Below are 14,809 nucleotides of genomic sequence, written 5' to 3'. Positions count from 1 at the left end.
TGCCGCAACTGGGTCTAGAACCGGTCCAGCAACCTTTTCAGATAGTTGCGTTCAAGCTCGGGGCGGTCCGCCTCTCCGGCGCGGCGGCGTATTTCGTCCAGAAGTTCGCGCGCCTCGCGATAGACATCCTCGCCCTGCAACAGCCCCTCTTCCGTGCCCGCAGGTCCGCGTGATCCGCGCGACCGGCCCAGGGGATCGGCAGAATTGCCACGCGCCTGTTCATTGCCCTGCTGGCCCTGACCCTGCTGTTGCTCGGCCATGGCCTCGCCCAGATTGCGCATCCCTTCGCGAAGGGCTTCCATCGCCTGTGCCTGTTCGTCAATCGCCCCCGGCAGATCGTTCCCGCGCAGGGCGTCCTCGGCGCGGTCCATCGCCTCGCCGGCATCCCCCAACGCCTCGGCAGCTGCGTCACCTTCGGGGGTGCCGCGCCCGGGCATCTGGCCCTGCAGGTTCTCAAGCTGTTGGCGCAGCGCCTGTTGCCGGTCCGCCAGCGTGCCTTCACCGGGGGTCTGGCCGCTCTGGCCATCCTGACCCTCTTGCCCCGAGCCCTGACCGGTGCCGTCATGGGCCTGACCGCGCCCGTCGCCACCGCTATAGCCCTGATTTCCCTGCGACTGGCCGGTATTCGCATCCGGGTTAAACTGTTCCTGCAATTCGCGGAACGCCTCGTCCGACAGACCCTGCTGATCGCGCAGCGTTTCGGCCAGACCTTCCATCGCCTGCTGGCCGGGCGACTGTTCGCCCTCTCCGCCGCCGCCCTGCGTGACGCGCATGTTTTCCATCATCCGTTGGAATTCTTCCAAGGCCTGCATCGCCTCCGCCATGCGGCCCTGTTCCATTAACTCCTGAATCCGGTCCATCATGCGCTGCAGATCGTCCTGGTTCATCTGCATCATGTTGTCGGACAGCTGCTGCTGACCTTCCGAGGGATCACCGTCTTCCATGTTGCGCCGCGCCAGTTCGCGCAGGTAATCTTGGGTGGCCTCGCGCAACTCCTGCATAAGACGAGCGATTTCCTCGTCGCTGGCCCCATTTTTCATCGCCTCGGCCAGCCGGTCCCGCGCCCGCTCCATCCGCTCCAGTGCATCGCCCAGGTCGCCCTCTTCCAGCATCATCGCCAGATCCCAGAGAGCCTCGGCCAATTCGTCCCGTTGCACATCGGTCAGCCCGTAAGGCGCCATGTTTTCCAGCCGCCGCAGGATCATGCGGAACCGTAGATAACTGGTTTCGCTGTCAAAAATACCTTCTTCCGGGCGGTGCGATACCGCCCGCATCAACTGGGCCACCCGCCCTGCATTGTCGCGATTCCACAACAGGTCGCGCCGCATCTCGATCACGGCGGCGGCCAGCGGATCGAAAAACCGACGGGCCGGCAGCGCGGTTTCAAGCACCGCCGATTGCCCCGACAGGCCCTTGGCATCCTCGACATTCAGCGCAATCCGCACCGGCAGATGCGCCCAGACATGGTCCGAGAAATCTTCGATGAGAACCTCTTCGAAACTGTCGCGATCTCCGGTGATCGGCATCGGCAGGGCCACGGTCAGCGGGTCGGTCATCTCGGGCGCCAGTTTCAGGCCATAGCGGCGTGGCAACGCGTCAAGGTCCAGCGAGATGGTCGCGCTGCCCTGGACGACTTCGTAATCATCTGACGCCGAAAACGGCAAAGACATCTCTCCCCGCCCCGACACTTCGGGCACGCCGGTCAGGATCACCTGCGGGGCCTTGTCGGGAATCATCGCCACATCCCAACTACGCCCGTTCGGTCCCTCAATCGACAAGGCACCCGACTGCGTGACAGAAAAATCCTGTTCGGGCGCGGCGGCACTTGGCACATCCTCGGTTCGGCCAGAGACCGTTTCCGACAGGGTCAGCGCGCCGACCTCTCCGTAAAGACGGACCAGAACACGGCTTCCTTGCGGCAGCATCAACGGTCCTTCCGGCTGGTCGGCAAGATAAAGCGCGGGTTTTCCGGTATAGGCGGGCGGTTCGATCCAGCCTTCCCAGCTCGGACCAGCGACCGCGCCTGCCCCGCTGGTTTGTAATTCTCCAAGGCTGGCCACACGCGCGGCAGATCCGAACAAAAGGCTAACCGCCAAGGCCAGCAGCGCAATGTGGCGCAGGCCGAAAGGATCCAGCCGTTGCAGCCGCAAATCCGGCTGAACGGGGCGTGCTGTGCCTGCGGTTTCGGCCATACGCGCCTGATGGGCTTGCCACAGGGCCTGAGTACCCGCATCCGTCGCCCCCACGACCGATTGGTCGCGCAGCGCGTGCAAGGGCCGCCCGGGCAGGGTTGTATCGAGCCGGTCAAACGCCTCTTGCGCGGTCGGCATGTGGAATCGCCGGATTCCACGCACCAGAAGCGCCAGCGCGCCCGCCCCCAACACCACGGCGAGGGTCCAGATCACCTCGAGCCCCAGCGTTTCGTGAACGCCCAGCATCACCGCGGCCAGCACGGAAAAAGCCAGCGACCACAGGGGCCAGAAGCTCCGACCCAGCGACTCGGCCACCATACCAAGCCGCGTCAGGGCCAGCACGAGGGCCAGACGTTTCAGCACGCGATCAGGATCGGTCGTCGGTGTACCCATGCCCATATCCCAAGGGCGCAGGGCGGGATTGCCCTACAGCCATTCAGGAATGGTATCTCGGTTTATCATTTCGTCCAAGGTCGGACGTCGGCGGATAACCGCGAATTGATCCCCTTTCACCAGAACCTCTGGGATCAGAGGGCGCGAATTGTATTCGCTGGCCATCACCGCGCCATAGGCCCCGGCACTGCGGAATGCGATCAAATCGCCCGCTTTCACGGGTTCCATATCGCGGGATTTGGCAAATGTGTCACCGGTTTCACAGACTGGTCCTACGATATCATAGCGGGCTTTTTCGACACCGGCCTCGGGTTCGACTACCGCGACAATGTCGTGATGCGCCTCGTACATGGCGGGACGGATCAGGTCATTCATCGCACCGTCCACGATCATGAATTCGCGGTCTTCGCCCTGTTTCACATAGATCACCTTGCTGACCATGATACCCGCATTCCCGGCGATCAGGCGACCGGGTTCGATCTCGATCTCGCAGCCCAGATGACCCAGCGTGTCCTTGATCAATTGGCCATATTCCATCGGCAACGGCGGGGCCTCGTTCGAGCGCGTGTAGGGGATGCCAAGACCGCCCCCCAGATCAAGCCGCGAAATCTCGTGCCCGTCGGCGCGCAACTCTTCGGTCAGGGCAGCGACCTTTTCATAGGCCAGACGGAACGGTTCAAGCTCAGTCAACTGGCTGCCGATATGCACGTCTATCCCGATCACCTTCAGGCCCGGCAGGCTGGCGGCGTGGGCATAGACCTCTTTGGCACGGCTGATTGGAATGCCGAACTTGTTCTCGGATTTGCCAGTGGCGATTTTGGCATGGGTCTTGGCATCCACATCGGGGTTCACCCGCACGGTAATCGGGGCCACCACGCCCAATTCCTGCGCAACCGCGTCGATCACGGCCATTTCCGGCTCGGATTCCACGTTGAACTGGCGAATACCGCCGGTCAGGGCCGTGCGAATTTCATCGGCGGTTTTGCCCACCCCGGAAAACACGATGCGGTTCCCCGGCACACCTGCAGCGATAGCCCGTGCATATTCACCGCCCGACACCACATCCATGCCCGCGCCCAGCGCCGCCAGTGTCTTGAGAATGGCCTGATTGCTAGCCGCCTTCATGGCATAACAGACAAGATGGTCCATCCCGTCCAGCGCCTCGTCGAACAGCCGGAAGTGACGTTCCAGCGTGGCGGTGGAATAGCAATAGAACGGCGTGCCGACCTCTGCCGCGATCTCGGCCACGGGCACGTCCTCGGCAAACAACTGCCCCTCGCGATAAAGAAAATGGTCCATGGCCAGCTCCCTTCCTGTCAGCTCTCCGCGCCCGTCATATCCAGCCCGCGCCCCGCGTTCAATCGCCGACAGGTCGTAGGGTGGAAAATTAGACCGCTTCTGCCAGTATTCCCGACAGGATCGCCCCGATCGCCTGATCCACTATGACCACGTAGCGCGCACTGTCTGTCAGGAACAAGGACCGATGCAGCACCAACCCGTCAAACATCGCCGCAAGGGCGCGCCCTGTCGCCGCGGTGTCCAGCCCCGCGCGCAACTTGCCCTTTTCGGCCAGCGCATCCAACTTTTCTGCATAGAACCGCCCCAGCCGATCCTGAAACTGCGCAACCGCGATCAGCAAGTCTTCCGATCCGGTGCTGGAACCGAGGATTTCGAAAAACATCCGCACCTCGCGCTGGCTCTGCCCGTCAGGCAGGGATGAGTATCTCAACTGCGCGGCAAAATCTTCCACCTTTTCGGGCGCGGGCATCTCGGACAGCGCCGCCTCCCAATGCGCGAAGAATGCGTCAACAAGGGCACGGGTCAGATCCTCTTTGCGTTTGAAATAGAGATACAGCGTGCCCTTGGCCAACCCGGCCTCTTCGGCGATGTCGGTCATCTTGGCCGACACGTATCCGTGGCGCTGGAACGCCGTCATCGCCGCCTCGATGATTCGCGCCTTCATCGCCGCACGATCTACGATTTTGGGCATCTGAAACCTCCATTTTGACCTGCATATCCCGACGGTTAGTAATGATCAATTTTTTTATGACTTGACGGTCATTAAAAATCACCCCAGATAAATGACCCATCAGTCATTAAAAATGAGAGACTTCAAAATGACCTCTTCAAAACAGATGAAAACAGCCGGAGATCTGCTGTTCGTACTTGTGGTCAGCTTTGCCACGCTGGTGCCCGGTGGCCCCATCGAAACGCGTGATTTCAGCGGGCTTGGGGGGGCCGTGTTCTGGGGCTTCAACGCCTTCCTGATCGGATTGGCCCTTGTCGCCATCCTGGCGGCGATCGGGCTGCGCCGGCACCGTAAACCGGCGGCCTGGGCGGCGATCACGGTGGGCTGGGGCTATATTTTCGTGATTTTTCTCGACCTCGGGCACGTGTTCCCCGTGTCCCCCGATCCGATCCCGCTGACCCTTGGCCTGATTGAAATCCTTGTCGCCATGCTGGCGGCCTATGTCATCCACCTGTCCCATGCCGCGCTTGGCCATTTTTGACCCGGCCTGCCCAAAGGAGTTTTCCCGATGAAACGTATTGCCTGTCTCTTGCCCGCCCTGATGCTGGCCCTGTCCGCCTGCAGCGGCACCGGTGCCTCTCATCACCCAATTGTCAGCGGCAAATCTGGCCCGACCTATGACAGCGACCTGCAATCTTGCCAAAACCTTGCCCAAAGCCAGCCCGTGATGTCGCCCGACACCCGCACAACACTGGCCAAGGGCGCGGTGCTTGGGGCGGTGGTTGGTCTTGCCGATGACGGGGTCAGCAACGCTGAAGGTTTGGCCGCAGGTGCCCTCGCAGGCATGATCGGCGGCGGTTTGGCCGCGGAAAAGGACTTGCGCGACAGCCTCAAGGCCATTGTCGTGCAATGTATGCGCGACAAGGGTCATCCCGTTGTGGGCTGATCCACAATGTCAAAGATACTTCGTGGCGGCTTGCGGGCCGCCACGTTTAGTCAACCGGACGACTGCGCAGGAACAGGTACAACGGCAAGCCACAACTGACGCCGATGCAGAACGTGGCCGGAATGGCGATCAGCGCGCTCCAGTTCCGTCGCACCGCGACCTCGGCCACGATCCACACGGTCAGGGCAATCGCCGCAATCACCAGATCCCAATAAAGCCCCGTGACCGGCCCGCTGACCTTCCACTCGGCGACCAGCCCGCCAAGGTCGAGGCCGTTTTCAAAGATCCACGGCAAAAAGTAACTCATCGGGTGAATGGCACCCCAAATGGCAAGCCCCAGATAAATCATGCGCAAGACCGACATGCCCGTCCTTTCCGTTCCCATCGCGGGTGCCCTGAACAGCACCGCGCCTGTATTGACGACATCTAGCAGGCCCCGCGCATAAAAAAAGAGGCGCTCGCCGCGCCTCTCGGTCCAACATACCCTTTGGCCTTACCAACAGCCGTGGGTGCTGCAGCCCCGACCGACCGAGATCGACACGGGCCCCTTACTGACCCCGACATTGGCCGAGGTGTACACCCCGCCGCTCGAAATGCCGATATTGGCGTTCATCGAAGGCGCCCAGGGTTCTCCGTCCGCGCCGCATCCGGCGATCAGGGCGGTCAGGATCAGGGCACTCAGAATACGCATGGGGACTCACTCCGTGATTACTGGGATCAGCCTAACCGATCCCGTCTGCCCAGCAAACCCTGTTCCGGTCGCTCAACGACCCCAGCCGCAATTGGCGCCGCCCATGCACATGCCGCTATTGCTATAGCCGGGGCGATTGGGGTTCTCCCAGTCATTGTTGGTCGTGCTTTGGCAGGCCGCCAGAACCGCCATGCTTGCAGCCAGGAACATCCAGCGCATTACCGTCTTCCTCCACAATCGGCGCCGCCACTACAGCTGTGGGCAGGCGCATAATAGGTGCCCCCATAGGTCGGGGCGTTCGGATCACATCCTGCCAGAAGGGCAAGGGCGCTCACCACGATCAAAACCTTCTTCATGTCCGATCCTTTCCTGGAACGTCATGCTTGATATAGGGGTGTCTCAGGGCGAGACAACGCGGGTGCCGGTATCGCTGGAATAGGTCACGCCCACGCGGGCGGACCCGCTGACACTGACTCCTGTGCCGGTCGGCGCAGGGGGTATGTTGGGCGAAACGGTAGCGTTCGCTCTGCTGCCGGCGGCCGGATCGCACCCGGTCAGGGCGACGACACTGCCAAGCAACAGAAGACGTTTCATCCCAGAACCTCTTTCCAGCGGGCAACCTGCTCGCGCACACGCACGGGCGCAGTCCCGCCATACGACACGCGCGAGGCGACCGAGTTATGGACGCCTAGCACATCAAACACATCCGCCGTGATGGCGTCATGTACCGTTTGCATATCTTCCAGCGTAAGATCCGGCAAATCACATCCCCGCGACTCGGCCATGGCCACCAGAGATCCGGTGACATGATGTGCATCGCGGAACGGCATGTTCAGCGCCCGCACCAACCAGTCGGCCAGATCGGTCGCAGTCGAGAACCCGCTGCCCGCCGCCGCCTCAAGACTGTCGCGGTTGGCGCTCATGTCCTTGACCATGCCTTCCATCGCCGCCAGCGCCAGCATCAGGTTGTCAGCGGCGTCAAAGACCTGTTCCTTGTCTTCTTGCATGTCCTTGGAATAGGCCAGCGGCAGGCCCTTCATCACCATCAGCAGCGCGGTGTTGGCCCCGAAAATCCGCCCGATCTTGGCGCGGATCAACTCGGCCGCATCAGGGTTCTTTTTCTGCGGCATGATGCTGGACCCGGTCGAGAACCGATCCGAAAGCGTCACAAACCGGAACTGCGCCGAGGACCAGATCACAAGTTCTTCGGCAAAGCGCGACAGGTGCATGGCACAGATCGACGACGCGGCGAGGAACTCCAGCGCGAAATCCCGATCCGACACCGCATCCAGCGAATTCGCGGCGGGGCGGTCAAAACCCAGCGCCTCTGCCGTCATATGGCGGTCAATCGGGAACGACGTGCCGGCCAGCGCGGCGGCACCCAAAGGCGACTCATTCATCCGGCGACGGGCGTCCTCAAATCGGCTTTTGTCGCGGGCAAACATCTCGACATAAGCCATCATGTGGTGGCCCCATGTCACCGGCTGGGCGGTCTGAAGGTGGGTAAAGCCCGGCATGACCCACTCGGCCCCCGCCTCGGCCTGCGCCAGAAGCGCACGGATCAGCGCCTCGATCCCCGAAATGGCGGCGTCGATCTGGTCACGCACCCAGAGTTTGAAATCGGTTGCCACCTGGTCATTGCGGCTGCGACCTGTGTGCAGACGCCCCGCCGGTTCGCCGATGATCTCTTTCAGGCGCGCTTCGACATTCATGTGAATGTCTTCAAGCGCGGTCGAGAAGGCGAAATTTCCCGTTTCAATCTCTGACAAGACGGTGAGCAGCCCTTCCCGAATGGCCTCGGCGTCGCTATCTGTGATGATGCCCGACTTGGCGAGCATCGCCGCATGGGCCCGAGAGCCGGTGATGTCCTGGGCTGCCATCCGCTGATCGTACCCGATCGAGGCGTTGATCGCCTCCATGATCGCGTCCGGTCCGGCGGCAAAGCGGCCGCCCCACATCTGGTTCGAGGTATCTTTGGTCATGGTCTGCCCTTCGGAGGGAATGAGAAATATGTCGAAGTCCGCGCTGGTTTACATGGGCGTTGCCCTCTGTGCAATTGCAGCTGTCGCGTTTGTTGCCCTGCGCGACCCTGCCACGACTGGCGGGTCTGTGGATACTACCGCCGTGGCCGCGATGCGCGGCGGTGACATGAAGAAGCTGAATTTCCATCCCGAACTGCGCCCCGTTTCCACAAAGACCTTCGAGGCCGAGGATGGCAGCACCCTGTCACTGGCAGAGTATCAGGGCCAGTATGTGCTATTGAACTTCTGGGCCACATGGTGCGCGCCCTGCCGCAAGGAAATGCCGATGCTTGCCGAGTTGCAGCGCGAATTTGGCGGCGATGATTTTCAGGTCGTAACGCTGGCCACGGGGCGCAACGCCCCGCCCGCGATGAAGAAATTCTTTGAAGAGATCGGCGTTGACAACCTGCCCCTTCACCGCGATCCGAACAGCGCGGTCGCGCGCGACATGGCCGTGCTCGGCCTGCCTGTCACCGCCCTGATCGACAAGAACGGCAACGAAATCGCCCGCCTGACCGGCGATGCGGATTGGGCCAGCGACAACGCCAAGGCGATTCTGAAAGCGGTGATCGAAGGGCCCGCCATGAACTGACCGGACCCGGGAAGAGGTTACTCTTCCCGCCCCAGCTTTTTGAGGCGCGCGTGCAACTCTGCCGCTTCCGGCGCTCCCGCCTCTAGCGCGAACACATAGGCATGGGTCAGAAAGAAACAATGCGCATCCACATCACCCGCCGCCTCTGCAGCCTCGGTATATAGTGCGACCAATGCCGCCTGATCCCCGGCCTCGTGCGCGGCGATCATGCGGGCATCCAGTCGGGTGTTCATTCCGCCGCGATCCGGCCTTCGCGATAGCTCTGGACCTTGCCCGCCACCCAATCGTGGAAGCAATGGGTCGGGCTGTCCATCACGGGCGAGAACCGGCCCCCGTCAAACCCCGCGACATGACGTCCTTTCTGCATGCCCTCGACCACGAAAATGTCTTCCTCGAACACCGTCTTCCACATCTGCGTGTTGGTGGCGCGCAGCGACTGGTCCGTCTGCGGGGCCGCATAGTAAAGGTGGATATGCTCGACCGTTTCCTCGGTGCTTTTGGGTTCGAGGATGATGGCAAAGGCATGGTCGCGCTGCACCCCCAACAGAACATTGGGATAGACCGCGATATACTCGGCCTGTTCGCCCCACTTGGCCCCTACCTCGGGGAAATCGGGGAAAGTGTCGCCGTTTTCATTCTTGAGCTGCCGGTACACGTTCGTGCCCTGCCCTGAATACTGGCCATAGCTTTCGATGTTGTAGTGATCTTCCAGTCGGGAATAGCTGTTCAGACCCGGATGCACCCACGGCAGGTGATAGCTCTCGCAGTAATTCTCGACCGCCAGCTTCCAGTTCGTCTTGACCTGCAACTCGAACCGGCTGTCCGCGCCCCCGTGATAAAGTGGCAGTTCGAACTCTTTCCAGCGGTCGATCACGTCGGCCATGGCCTCTTCAAAGGCGGGTGCCTGCCCGTCCAGATTAATCCAGACCACATCGCGCCAGATATGGCTGCGCACCTCGATCAGGCCAAGATCATCACGCACAATGGCGTCGTGGGTGTTCTGGCCCGGTCCGCCCACATGCGGGGTCGAAACCAACTTGCCTTTGGTGGAATAACACCACGAGTGATAGGGGCAGCGGATCGCGCCCTCGATCTTGCGCGGCTCCTCGACAAGAATCATGCCGCGGTGCCGGCAGATATTGTCGAACACACGCACATCGCCATCCTTGTCACGGATCAGCAGCAAGGGCTGGCCCAGGAAAGTCAGCGGCTTGGCATCGCCCGGCTCGGGCACGTCCGCCGCCACCGCCAGCCCCGCCCATTGCGTAAACAGAAGCGCATGCTTTTCCTCTTCATAGACGGCTGGGTCGACATAATGCGGATTGGGCAGCCCGTTGGCCTTGTCGACACTGGTGCGCACATTGGTCAGATCGGTCCTCGGCTGCGTCATCGTGGCGGTCCTTGTAATGTGTTGAAGTCCTTTACCCCCCCGGGCGACTCGCAATGATCCCGCCACGGGTGCGGGAATCATAGGCAGGCCACGCCCCTTGGGACTAAGCCAACAGCGACATCCGCGAATTTCGGGGCGACATGCCGCATCCCGTAACGCCCAGCGCGCTTGACCCAACGCCACCTTTGACAACCTACCCCGGCCTGCGCCTAAATTATCGGCAGGGAGAGTTCATGTGCCGTTGACCATTCTGATACCGCTTGTCGTGCTGGGCATCGCGGGCATTGCCATCCTGCTGCACCTGTCGGGCCTGACCGCGCCGCGCCGGTTTGATGGGGTCGCGGACGCCAATGCCGCGTGGTTGCGCGAATTTCCCGAGATGCCGCCGATCGAGACCCATATCGACCGCGATAACCGCGTGGCCTTTGTGCGCACGGAACAGGGCGACGGGCTGGTCTGGTGCATGGGCGCCGACACGGTGGCGCGCCCGCTAGCGGATTTTGACCTGATGGACATAGACGGCGGGCTTGAGGTGCGCTTCCACGATTTTTCCGCACCCCACGCGGTGCTGCATCTCTCTGATCTTGACCTGCCCTATTGGAAACACCTTCTGGAGCGTTCATGACTGACACCCTGACCTATCCCGATGTTGTCTCGCTGGCTGTGCCGTTTTTCATCGCCGCCATCCTGATCGAATTCTTCTGGATCCGGCTTTCTGGCAGGGGTGGACGCTATGAAACCCGCGACGCGCTGACCTCGCTGATCATGGGGGCGGGCAATGTCGCCAGCGGTATCGCGCTTGGCTTTGTCGCCTGGGGCTTTTTCATGGTGCTGTGGGAGATCACGCCCTTCGACCTCGGGTCAAGCTGGTGGGTGGTGTTGCTTTGCTTCGTGCTGGATGACCTGCGCTATTACTGGGTGCATCGCTTCGGACACCGCATCCGCTGGGTCTGGGCCAGCCATGTGAACCACCATTCAAGCCAGCATTACAACCTCACCACCGCGCTGCGCCAGACATGGACCTATACGTTCACCTTCATGATGGTGGTGCGCGCGCCGCTGATCCTGATGGGGTTCCACCCCGCGCTGGTTTTGTTTTGCGGCGGCTTGAACCTGATCTATCAATTCTGGATCCACACCGAGGCCATCGGCCGGATGCCGCGCTGGTTCGAGGCGATCATGAACACGCCCAGCCACCACCGCGCCCACCATGGCCGCAACCCGCGCTATCTTGACTGCAACTATGCGGGCGTCTTCATCATCTGGGACAAGATGTTCGGTACATTCGTCCCCGAACAGGACGACGAAAAGGTGGATTACGGCCTTGTCCACAACCTTGGCACCTTCAACCCGCTGCGCGTGGCCTTTCACGAATGGGTCGGCATTTTCCGCGACGTGACGCAGCGCGGCCTGACACTGCGCGAACGCCTTATGTATGCCGTGGCGCCCCCGGGCTGGAGCCATGACGGCAGCCGCGACGGATCAGACCGGATCAAGGCCAAGCATCTGGAGCATTTCCCCGAGAAACGGGGCACGCCGGGGTTTCGCTAGTTGCGCGGTCAACGACTTTCAGGGGAAGGGGCGTACCAGCCCCGCCACGCGATCATGGCAAGGGCAGTTGACAAGATGATCGTTGATCAACCCGCAGGCCTGCATCCACGCATAGACGATGGTCGGCCCGCAGAATCGGAATCCTTGTTTCTTCAAATCTTTGGAAACTTGTTGCGATAAAGCGGTCTGCGCGGGCACCTCGGCCAGCGTCTCCCACCGATTCTGCAGTGGTTCGAAATTCACATAGCGCCACATGAAGTGGCTGAACCCCTCGCGGGCCTCGATCTCCTGCCAGGCACGCGCATTTCCGATGGTGGCCTCGATCTTGCCGCGATGGCGGATAATGCCGGCATTGCCTAACAGGCGCTGCACCTCTTCTTCGCCCCACTCCGCGATTATATTGGGTTCAAACCCCTGAAACACCTCGCGAAAATTCTCGCGCTTCTTCAGGATCGTGATCCAGCTCAGCCCTGCCTGAAACCCGTCCAGGATCAGCTTTTCCCATAGGGCGCGGCTGTCATATTCGGGCACGCCCCATTCGGTGTCGTGATAGTCCTGATAGATCCGTTCCGGCCCCGCCCATCCGCATCTTTCGCCCATCTGCGCCCCGATCCTGCAAAGTTTAGTCAAATGCGTGCATTAAGCCCGCCTTCAGACATTAGGCAACATTCTGGCACGGACCGCCACAGGAGCTTGCCCATGCGCCGCAAAAGAAAGGACCGTTTTGCCCATGTCCCCGAAGGACAAACCAGCCCGCTGGACTCGGCCGTTCATGCGCGCGACGGCACCACGATGGATATGGTCAGGGCGGCGATTGCCCATAAACAGGTGCGCCTCGCCTATCAGCCCGTGGTCAGCGCCCAGAACCCCACCAAACCGGTTTTTTACGAGGGCTTGATCCGGGTTCTGGATGAAACAGGACGGATCATTCCGGCCAAGGATTTCATGGGCGCAGTGGCCCATACAGACCTTGGGCGCCAGTTGGACTGTCTCGCGCTGGAACTGGGGATGCACGCGCTTGGCACGCAGCCAACGCTGCGCCTGTCGATCAACATGTCGGGGCGGTCAATCGGGTACAGCCGCTGGATGACCAGCTTTCGCCGCGCCCTGAAACGCTGGCCCGGAATCGCCGACCGGTTGATCCTCGAAATTTCGGAAAGCTCGCTCAACCACGTTCCCGAGATCGTTGCCGACTTCATGGAAGACCTGCAATTACAGGGCGTGTCCTTTGCCCTTGATGACTATGGCGCCGAGATGACTTCGTTCCGCGTCTTCAAGGATTTCTTCTTCGACATCCTGAAACTGGATGGGCAGTTCACCAAAAACATCCAAGCCGACGCCGAGAACCAGATCATCGCCCGTTCGATCGCCTATCTCGGCGGCCAATTCGACATTTACACCGTGGCCAGCCGGGTCGAAACGCCCAAAGACGCCGAGGTTCTGCGCGATCTGGGCTTCGATTGCTTGCAAGGGTTCCTTTTCGGCGCGCCGTCGATTTCGCCGCCTTGGGATAAGACCAAAAAGAACCGGAACGCCGCGTAACGACGAAACATCCTTTCGCCTGAGACATGCTGTCCGTTGCCGCAATGCGGCGAATCCTGTAAGGAACGCGACAAGAAGGCGTGACCCTGTCGTGGAATCATGACAGGGTTCATGTACCTTTCGCTCAGTCATTTGATAGAGGATACCCATATGACCAACGTAGTGATTGCCTCGGCAGCCCGTACCGCCGTCGGCAGCTTCGGCGGCTCTTTTGCCAATACCCCCGCGCATGACCTTGGCGCGACCATGCTCAAAGCCCTGGTCGAGCGTGCAGGCGTGGACGCATCGGACGTGTCGGAAACCATTCTGGGTCAGGTTCTGACCGGTGGTCAGGGTCAGAACCCCGCCCGTCAGGCCCACATCAATGCCGGCTTCGCCAAGGAATCCGCCGCCTGGGGCATCAACCAGGTCTGTGGGTCGGGTCTGCGCGCCGTGGCCCTTGCCGCCCAGCACATCCAACTGGGCGACGCGGCCATCGTGGCTGCCGGTGGTCAGGAAAACATGACCCTGTCGCCCCACGTCGCGCACCTGCGCGCCGGCACTAAAATGGGTGACGTCAAGTATATCGACTCGATGATCCGCGACGGTCTGTGGGACGCCTTCAACGGCTATCACATGGGTCAGACTGCCGAAAACGTGGCCGAGCAATGGCAGATTTCGCGCGACATGCAGGACGAATTCGCCGTAGCCTCGCAGAACAAGGCCGAAGCCGCCCAGAAGGCCGGCAAGTTCGCTGACGAAATCACCCCCTTCACCGTGAAAACCCGCAAGGGTGACATCGTGGTCGACAGCGACGAATACATCCGTCACGGCGCCACCATGGAAGCCATGCAGAAACTGCGCCCCGCCTTCACCAAGGACGGCTCGGTCACCGCGGCGAACGCCTCGGGCCTGAACGACGGTGCCGCCGGTGCCCTGCTGATGACCGCAGACGAAGCCGAAAAGCGCGGGATCGAGCCGCTGGCCCGCATCGCGTCTTACGCCACCGCCGGTCTGGACCCGTCGATCATGGGCGTTGGCCCGATCTACGCCTCGCGCAAGGCGCTGGACAAGGCAGGCTGGTCGGTTGACGATCTGGACCTCGTGGAAGCCAACGAAGCCTTCGCGGCACAAGCCTGCGCCGTGAACAAGGACATGGGCTGGGATCCGGCGATCGTGAACGTGAACGGCGGCGCCATCGCCATCGGTCACCCGATCGGCGCCTCGGGCGCACGCATCCTGAACACCCTGCTGTTCGAGATGAAGCGTCGCGACGCCAAGAAGGGTCTTGCCACCCTCTGCATCGGTGGCGGCATGGGCGTGGCCATGTGCCTTGAGCGCCCCTAATCGCGCCTTGAAACCTTGAGTGTTGAAAGGGCGCCCCTGAACGGCGCCCTTTTGCGTAACAGTAACATGTTTATTTCACACCGATTTGCCAGAAAAAGCTGCGATGCGGCAAAATATACGCGCAACAATATTGCACATGCGGCATTTTCTGCGTAACAGAATTACCTGAAGACCTACACCAGACTGGAGAAAGACC

19 protein-coding genes are annotated in these 14,809 nt (G+C 61.3%); 7 read left to right on the top strand and 12 right to left on the bottom strand.

Features of this window, described 5'->3' with window-relative positions:
* Window positions 1-14 precede the first annotated feature (14 nt).
* The 3 genes from WNE31_RS08500 to WNE31_RS08490 form a co-directional block, all read right to left on the bottom strand.
* Window positions 15-2,585 carry a TIGR02302 family protein gene (locus WNE31_RS08500; RefSeq protein ID WP_349979306.1) on the bottom strand — a complete coding sequence of 857 codons (2,571 nt, stop codon included), beginning with the start codon at window positions 2,583-2,585 and terminating at the stop codon, window positions 15-17.
* Window positions 2,586-2,618: 33 nt separating this feature from the next.
* Entirely contained in the window at window positions 2,619-3,884 is a 1,266-nt protein-coding gene (gene lysA, locus WNE31_RS08495; RefSeq protein ID WP_349979305.1) for a diaminopimelate decarboxylase, read from the bottom strand.
* Between the two features lie 88 nt (window positions 3,885-3,972).
* A complete protein-coding gene (locus WNE31_RS08490; protein WP_349979304.1) occupies window positions 3,973-4,575 on the bottom strand; it encodes a TetR/AcrR family transcriptional regulator in 603 nt (200 codons plus the stop codon).
* A 127-nt stretch (window positions 4,576-4,702) separates the two neighbouring features.
* Between WNE31_RS08490 and WNE31_RS08485 the strand changes: the two genes are divergently transcribed.
* Window positions 4,703-5,095 (top strand): hypothetical protein, encoded by a 393-nt coding sequence (locus WNE31_RS08485; RefSeq protein ID WP_349979303.1) that lies wholly within the window; start codon window positions 4,703-4,705, stop codon window positions 5,093-5,095.
* 27 nt (window positions 5,096-5,122) lie between these two features.
* Window positions 5,123-5,500 (top strand): glycine zipper family protein, encoded by a 378-nt coding sequence (locus WNE31_RS08480; RefSeq protein WP_349979302.1) that lies wholly within the window; start codon window positions 5,123-5,125, stop codon window positions 5,498-5,500.
* 46 nt (window positions 5,501-5,546) lie between these two features.
* Here the strand turns inward: WNE31_RS08480 and WNE31_RS08475 are convergent, their stop codons facing one another.
* The 6 genes from WNE31_RS08475 to argH all read right to left on the bottom strand — a co-directional run bounded on the left by WNE31_RS08475 (window position 5,547) and on the right by argH (window position 8,173).
* A complete protein-coding gene (locus WNE31_RS08475; protein ID WP_349979301.1) occupies window positions 5,547-5,864 on the bottom strand; it encodes a DUF2834 domain-containing protein in 318 nt (105 codons plus the stop codon).
* Window positions 5,865-5,993: 129 nt separating this feature from the next.
* Entirely contained in the window at window positions 5,994-6,191 is a 198-nt protein-coding gene (locus WNE31_RS08470) for a hypothetical protein (protein WP_349979300.1), read from the bottom strand.
* A 72-nt stretch (window positions 6,192-6,263) separates the two neighbouring features.
* Entirely contained in the window at window positions 6,264-6,410 is a 147-nt protein-coding gene (locus WNE31_RS08465) for a hypothetical protein (protein WP_349979299.1), read from the bottom strand.
* The gene (locus WNE31_RS08460) at window positions 6,410-6,547 is read right to left on the bottom strand and encodes a hypothetical protein (RefSeq protein WP_349979298.1); all 138 of its coding nucleotides are present in this window, start codon (window positions 6,545-6,547) and stop codon (window positions 6,410-6,412) included. The genes WNE31_RS08465 and WNE31_RS08460 overlap by 1 nt, the downstream gene beginning before the upstream one ends.
* A 43-nt stretch (window positions 6,548-6,590) precedes the next feature.
* Window positions 6,591-6,785 (bottom strand): hypothetical protein, encoded by a 195-nt coding sequence (locus tag WNE31_RS08455; RefSeq protein WP_349979297.1) that lies wholly within the window; start codon window positions 6,783-6,785, stop codon window positions 6,591-6,593.
* Window positions 6,782-8,173, bottom strand: coding sequence for an argininosuccinate lyase (gene argH / locus WNE31_RS08450; protein ID WP_349979296.1), 1,392 nt, complete (start codon window positions 8,171-8,173; stop codon window positions 6,782-6,784). Before argH ends, WNE31_RS08455 begins: the two co-directional genes overlap by 4 nt.
* A 28-nt stretch (window positions 8,174-8,201) precedes the next feature.
* Between argH and WNE31_RS08445 the strand changes: the two genes are divergently transcribed.
* Window positions 8,202-8,804 (top strand): TlpA disulfide reductase family protein, encoded by a 603-nt coding sequence (locus WNE31_RS08445; RefSeq protein WP_463407425.1) that lies wholly within the window; start codon window positions 8,202-8,204, stop codon window positions 8,802-8,804.
* Window positions 8,805-8,821: 17 nt separating this feature from the next.
* Here WNE31_RS08445 and WNE31_RS08440 read toward each other — a convergent pair whose 3' ends face one another.
* Window positions 8,822-9,037: a hypothetical protein gene (locus tag WNE31_RS08440; protein ID WP_349979294.1), complete on the bottom strand. Its 216-nt coding sequence runs from the start codon at window positions 9,035-9,037 to the stop codon at window positions 8,822-8,824.
* Window positions 9,034-10,194, bottom strand: a complete 1,161-nt coding sequence (locus WNE31_RS08435) for an aromatic ring-hydroxylating oxygenase subunit alpha (protein ID WP_349979293.1) — start codon at window positions 10,192-10,194, stop codon at window positions 9,034-9,036. The genes WNE31_RS08440 and WNE31_RS08435 overlap by 4 nt, the downstream gene beginning before the upstream one ends.
* A 235-nt stretch (window positions 10,195-10,429) precedes the next feature.
* Between WNE31_RS08435 and WNE31_RS08430 the strand changes: the two genes are divergently transcribed.
* Window positions 10,430-10,819, top strand: a complete 390-nt coding sequence (locus WNE31_RS08430) for a hypothetical protein (RefSeq protein WP_349979292.1) — start codon at window positions 10,430-10,432, stop codon at window positions 10,817-10,819.
* On the top strand, window positions 10,816-11,745 hold the full coding sequence (locus WNE31_RS08425; RefSeq protein WP_349979291.1) for a sterol desaturase family protein: 930 nt from the start codon (window positions 10,816-10,818) through the stop codon (window positions 11,743-11,745). The genes WNE31_RS08430 and WNE31_RS08425 overlap by 4 nt, the downstream gene beginning before the upstream one ends.
* Window positions 11,746-11,763: 18 nt before the next feature.
* Here the strand turns inward: WNE31_RS08425 and WNE31_RS08420 are convergent, their stop codons facing one another.
* Window positions 11,764-12,345 (bottom strand): DNA-3-methyladenine glycosylase I, encoded by a 582-nt coding sequence (locus WNE31_RS08420; protein WP_349979290.1) that lies wholly within the window; start codon window positions 12,343-12,345, stop codon window positions 11,764-11,766.
* Window positions 12,346-12,444: 99 nt separating this feature from the next.
* On the opposite strand from WNE31_RS08420, the gene WNE31_RS08415 reads away from it, so the two are divergent.
* Together WNE31_RS08415 and WNE31_RS08410 are read left to right on the top strand one after the other, a co-directional pair.
* Window positions 12,445-13,287 carry an EAL domain-containing protein gene (locus WNE31_RS08415; RefSeq protein ID WP_349979289.1) on the top strand — a complete coding sequence of 281 codons (843 nt, stop codon included), beginning with the start codon at window positions 12,445-12,447 and terminating at the stop codon, window positions 13,285-13,287.
* Between the two features lie 150 nt (window positions 13,288-13,437).
* Window positions 13,438-14,613, top strand: coding sequence for an acetyl-CoA C-acetyltransferase (locus tag WNE31_RS08410; RefSeq protein ID WP_349979288.1), 1,176 nt, complete (start codon window positions 13,438-13,440; stop codon window positions 14,611-14,613).
* Window positions 14,614-14,809: the final 196 nt, after the last annotated feature.

Origin of the sequence: Shimia fortis, from assembly GCF_040225985.1 — a bacterium.
Classification (GTDB): Bacteria; Pseudomonadota; Alphaproteobacteria; order Rhodobacterales; family Rhodobacteraceae; genus Shimia.
This window is presented reverse-complemented; position numbering and strand designations above follow the sequence as displayed.

Excerpts from the sequence above, each read along its gene's own strand:
- WNE31_RS08425 (WP_349979291.1), top strand. The coding sequence starts at position 10,816 with ATGACTGACACCCTGACCTATCCCGATGTTGTCTCGCTGGCTGTGCCG.
- WNE31_RS08420 (WP_349979290.1), bottom strand. The coding sequence starts at position 12,345 with ATGGGCGAAAGATGCGGATGGGCGGGGCCGGAACGGATCTATCAGGAC.
- WNE31_RS08480 (WP_349979302.1), top strand. The coding sequence starts at position 5,123 with ATGAAACGTATTGCCTGTCTCTTGCCCGCCCTGATGCTGGCCCTGTCC.
- WNE31_RS08415 (WP_349979289.1), top strand. The coding sequence starts at position 12,445 with ATGCGCCGCAAAAGAAAGGACCGTTTTGCCCATGTCCCCGAAGGACAA.
- WNE31_RS08410 (WP_349979288.1), top strand. The coding sequence starts at position 13,438 with ATGACCAACGTAGTGATTGCCTCGGCAGCCCGTACCGCCGTCGGCAGC.
- argH (WP_349979296.1), bottom strand. The coding sequence starts at position 8,173 with ATGACCAAAGATACCTCGAACCAGATGTGGGGCGGCCGCTTTGCCGCC.
- WNE31_RS08465 (WP_349979299.1), bottom strand. The coding sequence starts at position 6,410 with ATGCGCTGGATGTTCCTGGCTGCAAGCATGGCGGTTCTGGCGGCCTGC.
- WNE31_RS08435 (WP_349979293.1), bottom strand. The coding sequence starts at position 10,194 with ATGACGCAGCCGAGGACCGATCTGACCAATGTGCGCACCAGTGTCGAC.
- WNE31_RS08455 (WP_349979297.1), bottom strand. The coding sequence starts at position 6,785 with ATGAAACGTCTTCTGTTGCTTGGCAGTGTCGTCGCCCTGACCGGGTGC.
- WNE31_RS08440 (WP_349979294.1), bottom strand. The coding sequence starts at position 9,037 with ATGAACACCCGACTGGATGCCCGCATGATCGCCGCGCACGAGGCCGGG.
- WNE31_RS08475 (WP_349979301.1), bottom strand. The coding sequence starts at position 5,864 with ATGTCGGTCTTGCGCATGATTTATCTGGGGCTTGCCATTTGGGGTGCC.
- WNE31_RS08500 (WP_349979306.1), bottom strand. The coding sequence starts at position 2,585 with ATGGGTACACCGACGACCGATCCTGATCGCGTGCTGAAACGTCTGGCC.
- WNE31_RS08490 (WP_349979304.1), bottom strand. The coding sequence starts at position 4,575 with ATGCCCAAAATCGTAGATCGTGCGGCGATGAAGGCGCGAATCATCGAG.
- WNE31_RS08485 (WP_349979303.1), top strand. The coding sequence starts at position 4,703 with ATGACCTCTTCAAAACAGATGAAAACAGCCGGAGATCTGCTGTTCGTA.
- WNE31_RS08470 (WP_349979300.1), bottom strand. The coding sequence starts at position 6,191 with ATGCGTATTCTGAGTGCCCTGATCCTGACCGCCCTGATCGCCGGATGC.
- WNE31_RS08445 (WP_463407425.1), top strand. The coding sequence starts at position 8,202 with ATGTCGAAGTCCGCGCTGGTTTACATGGGCGTTGCCCTCTGTGCAATT.
- lysA (WP_349979305.1), bottom strand. The coding sequence starts at position 3,884 with ATGGACCATTTTCTTTATCGCGAGGGGCAGTTGTTTGCCGAGGACGTG.
- WNE31_RS08460 (WP_349979298.1), bottom strand. The coding sequence starts at position 6,547 with ATGAAGAAGGTTTTGATCGTGGTGAGCGCCCTTGCCCTTCTGGCAGGA.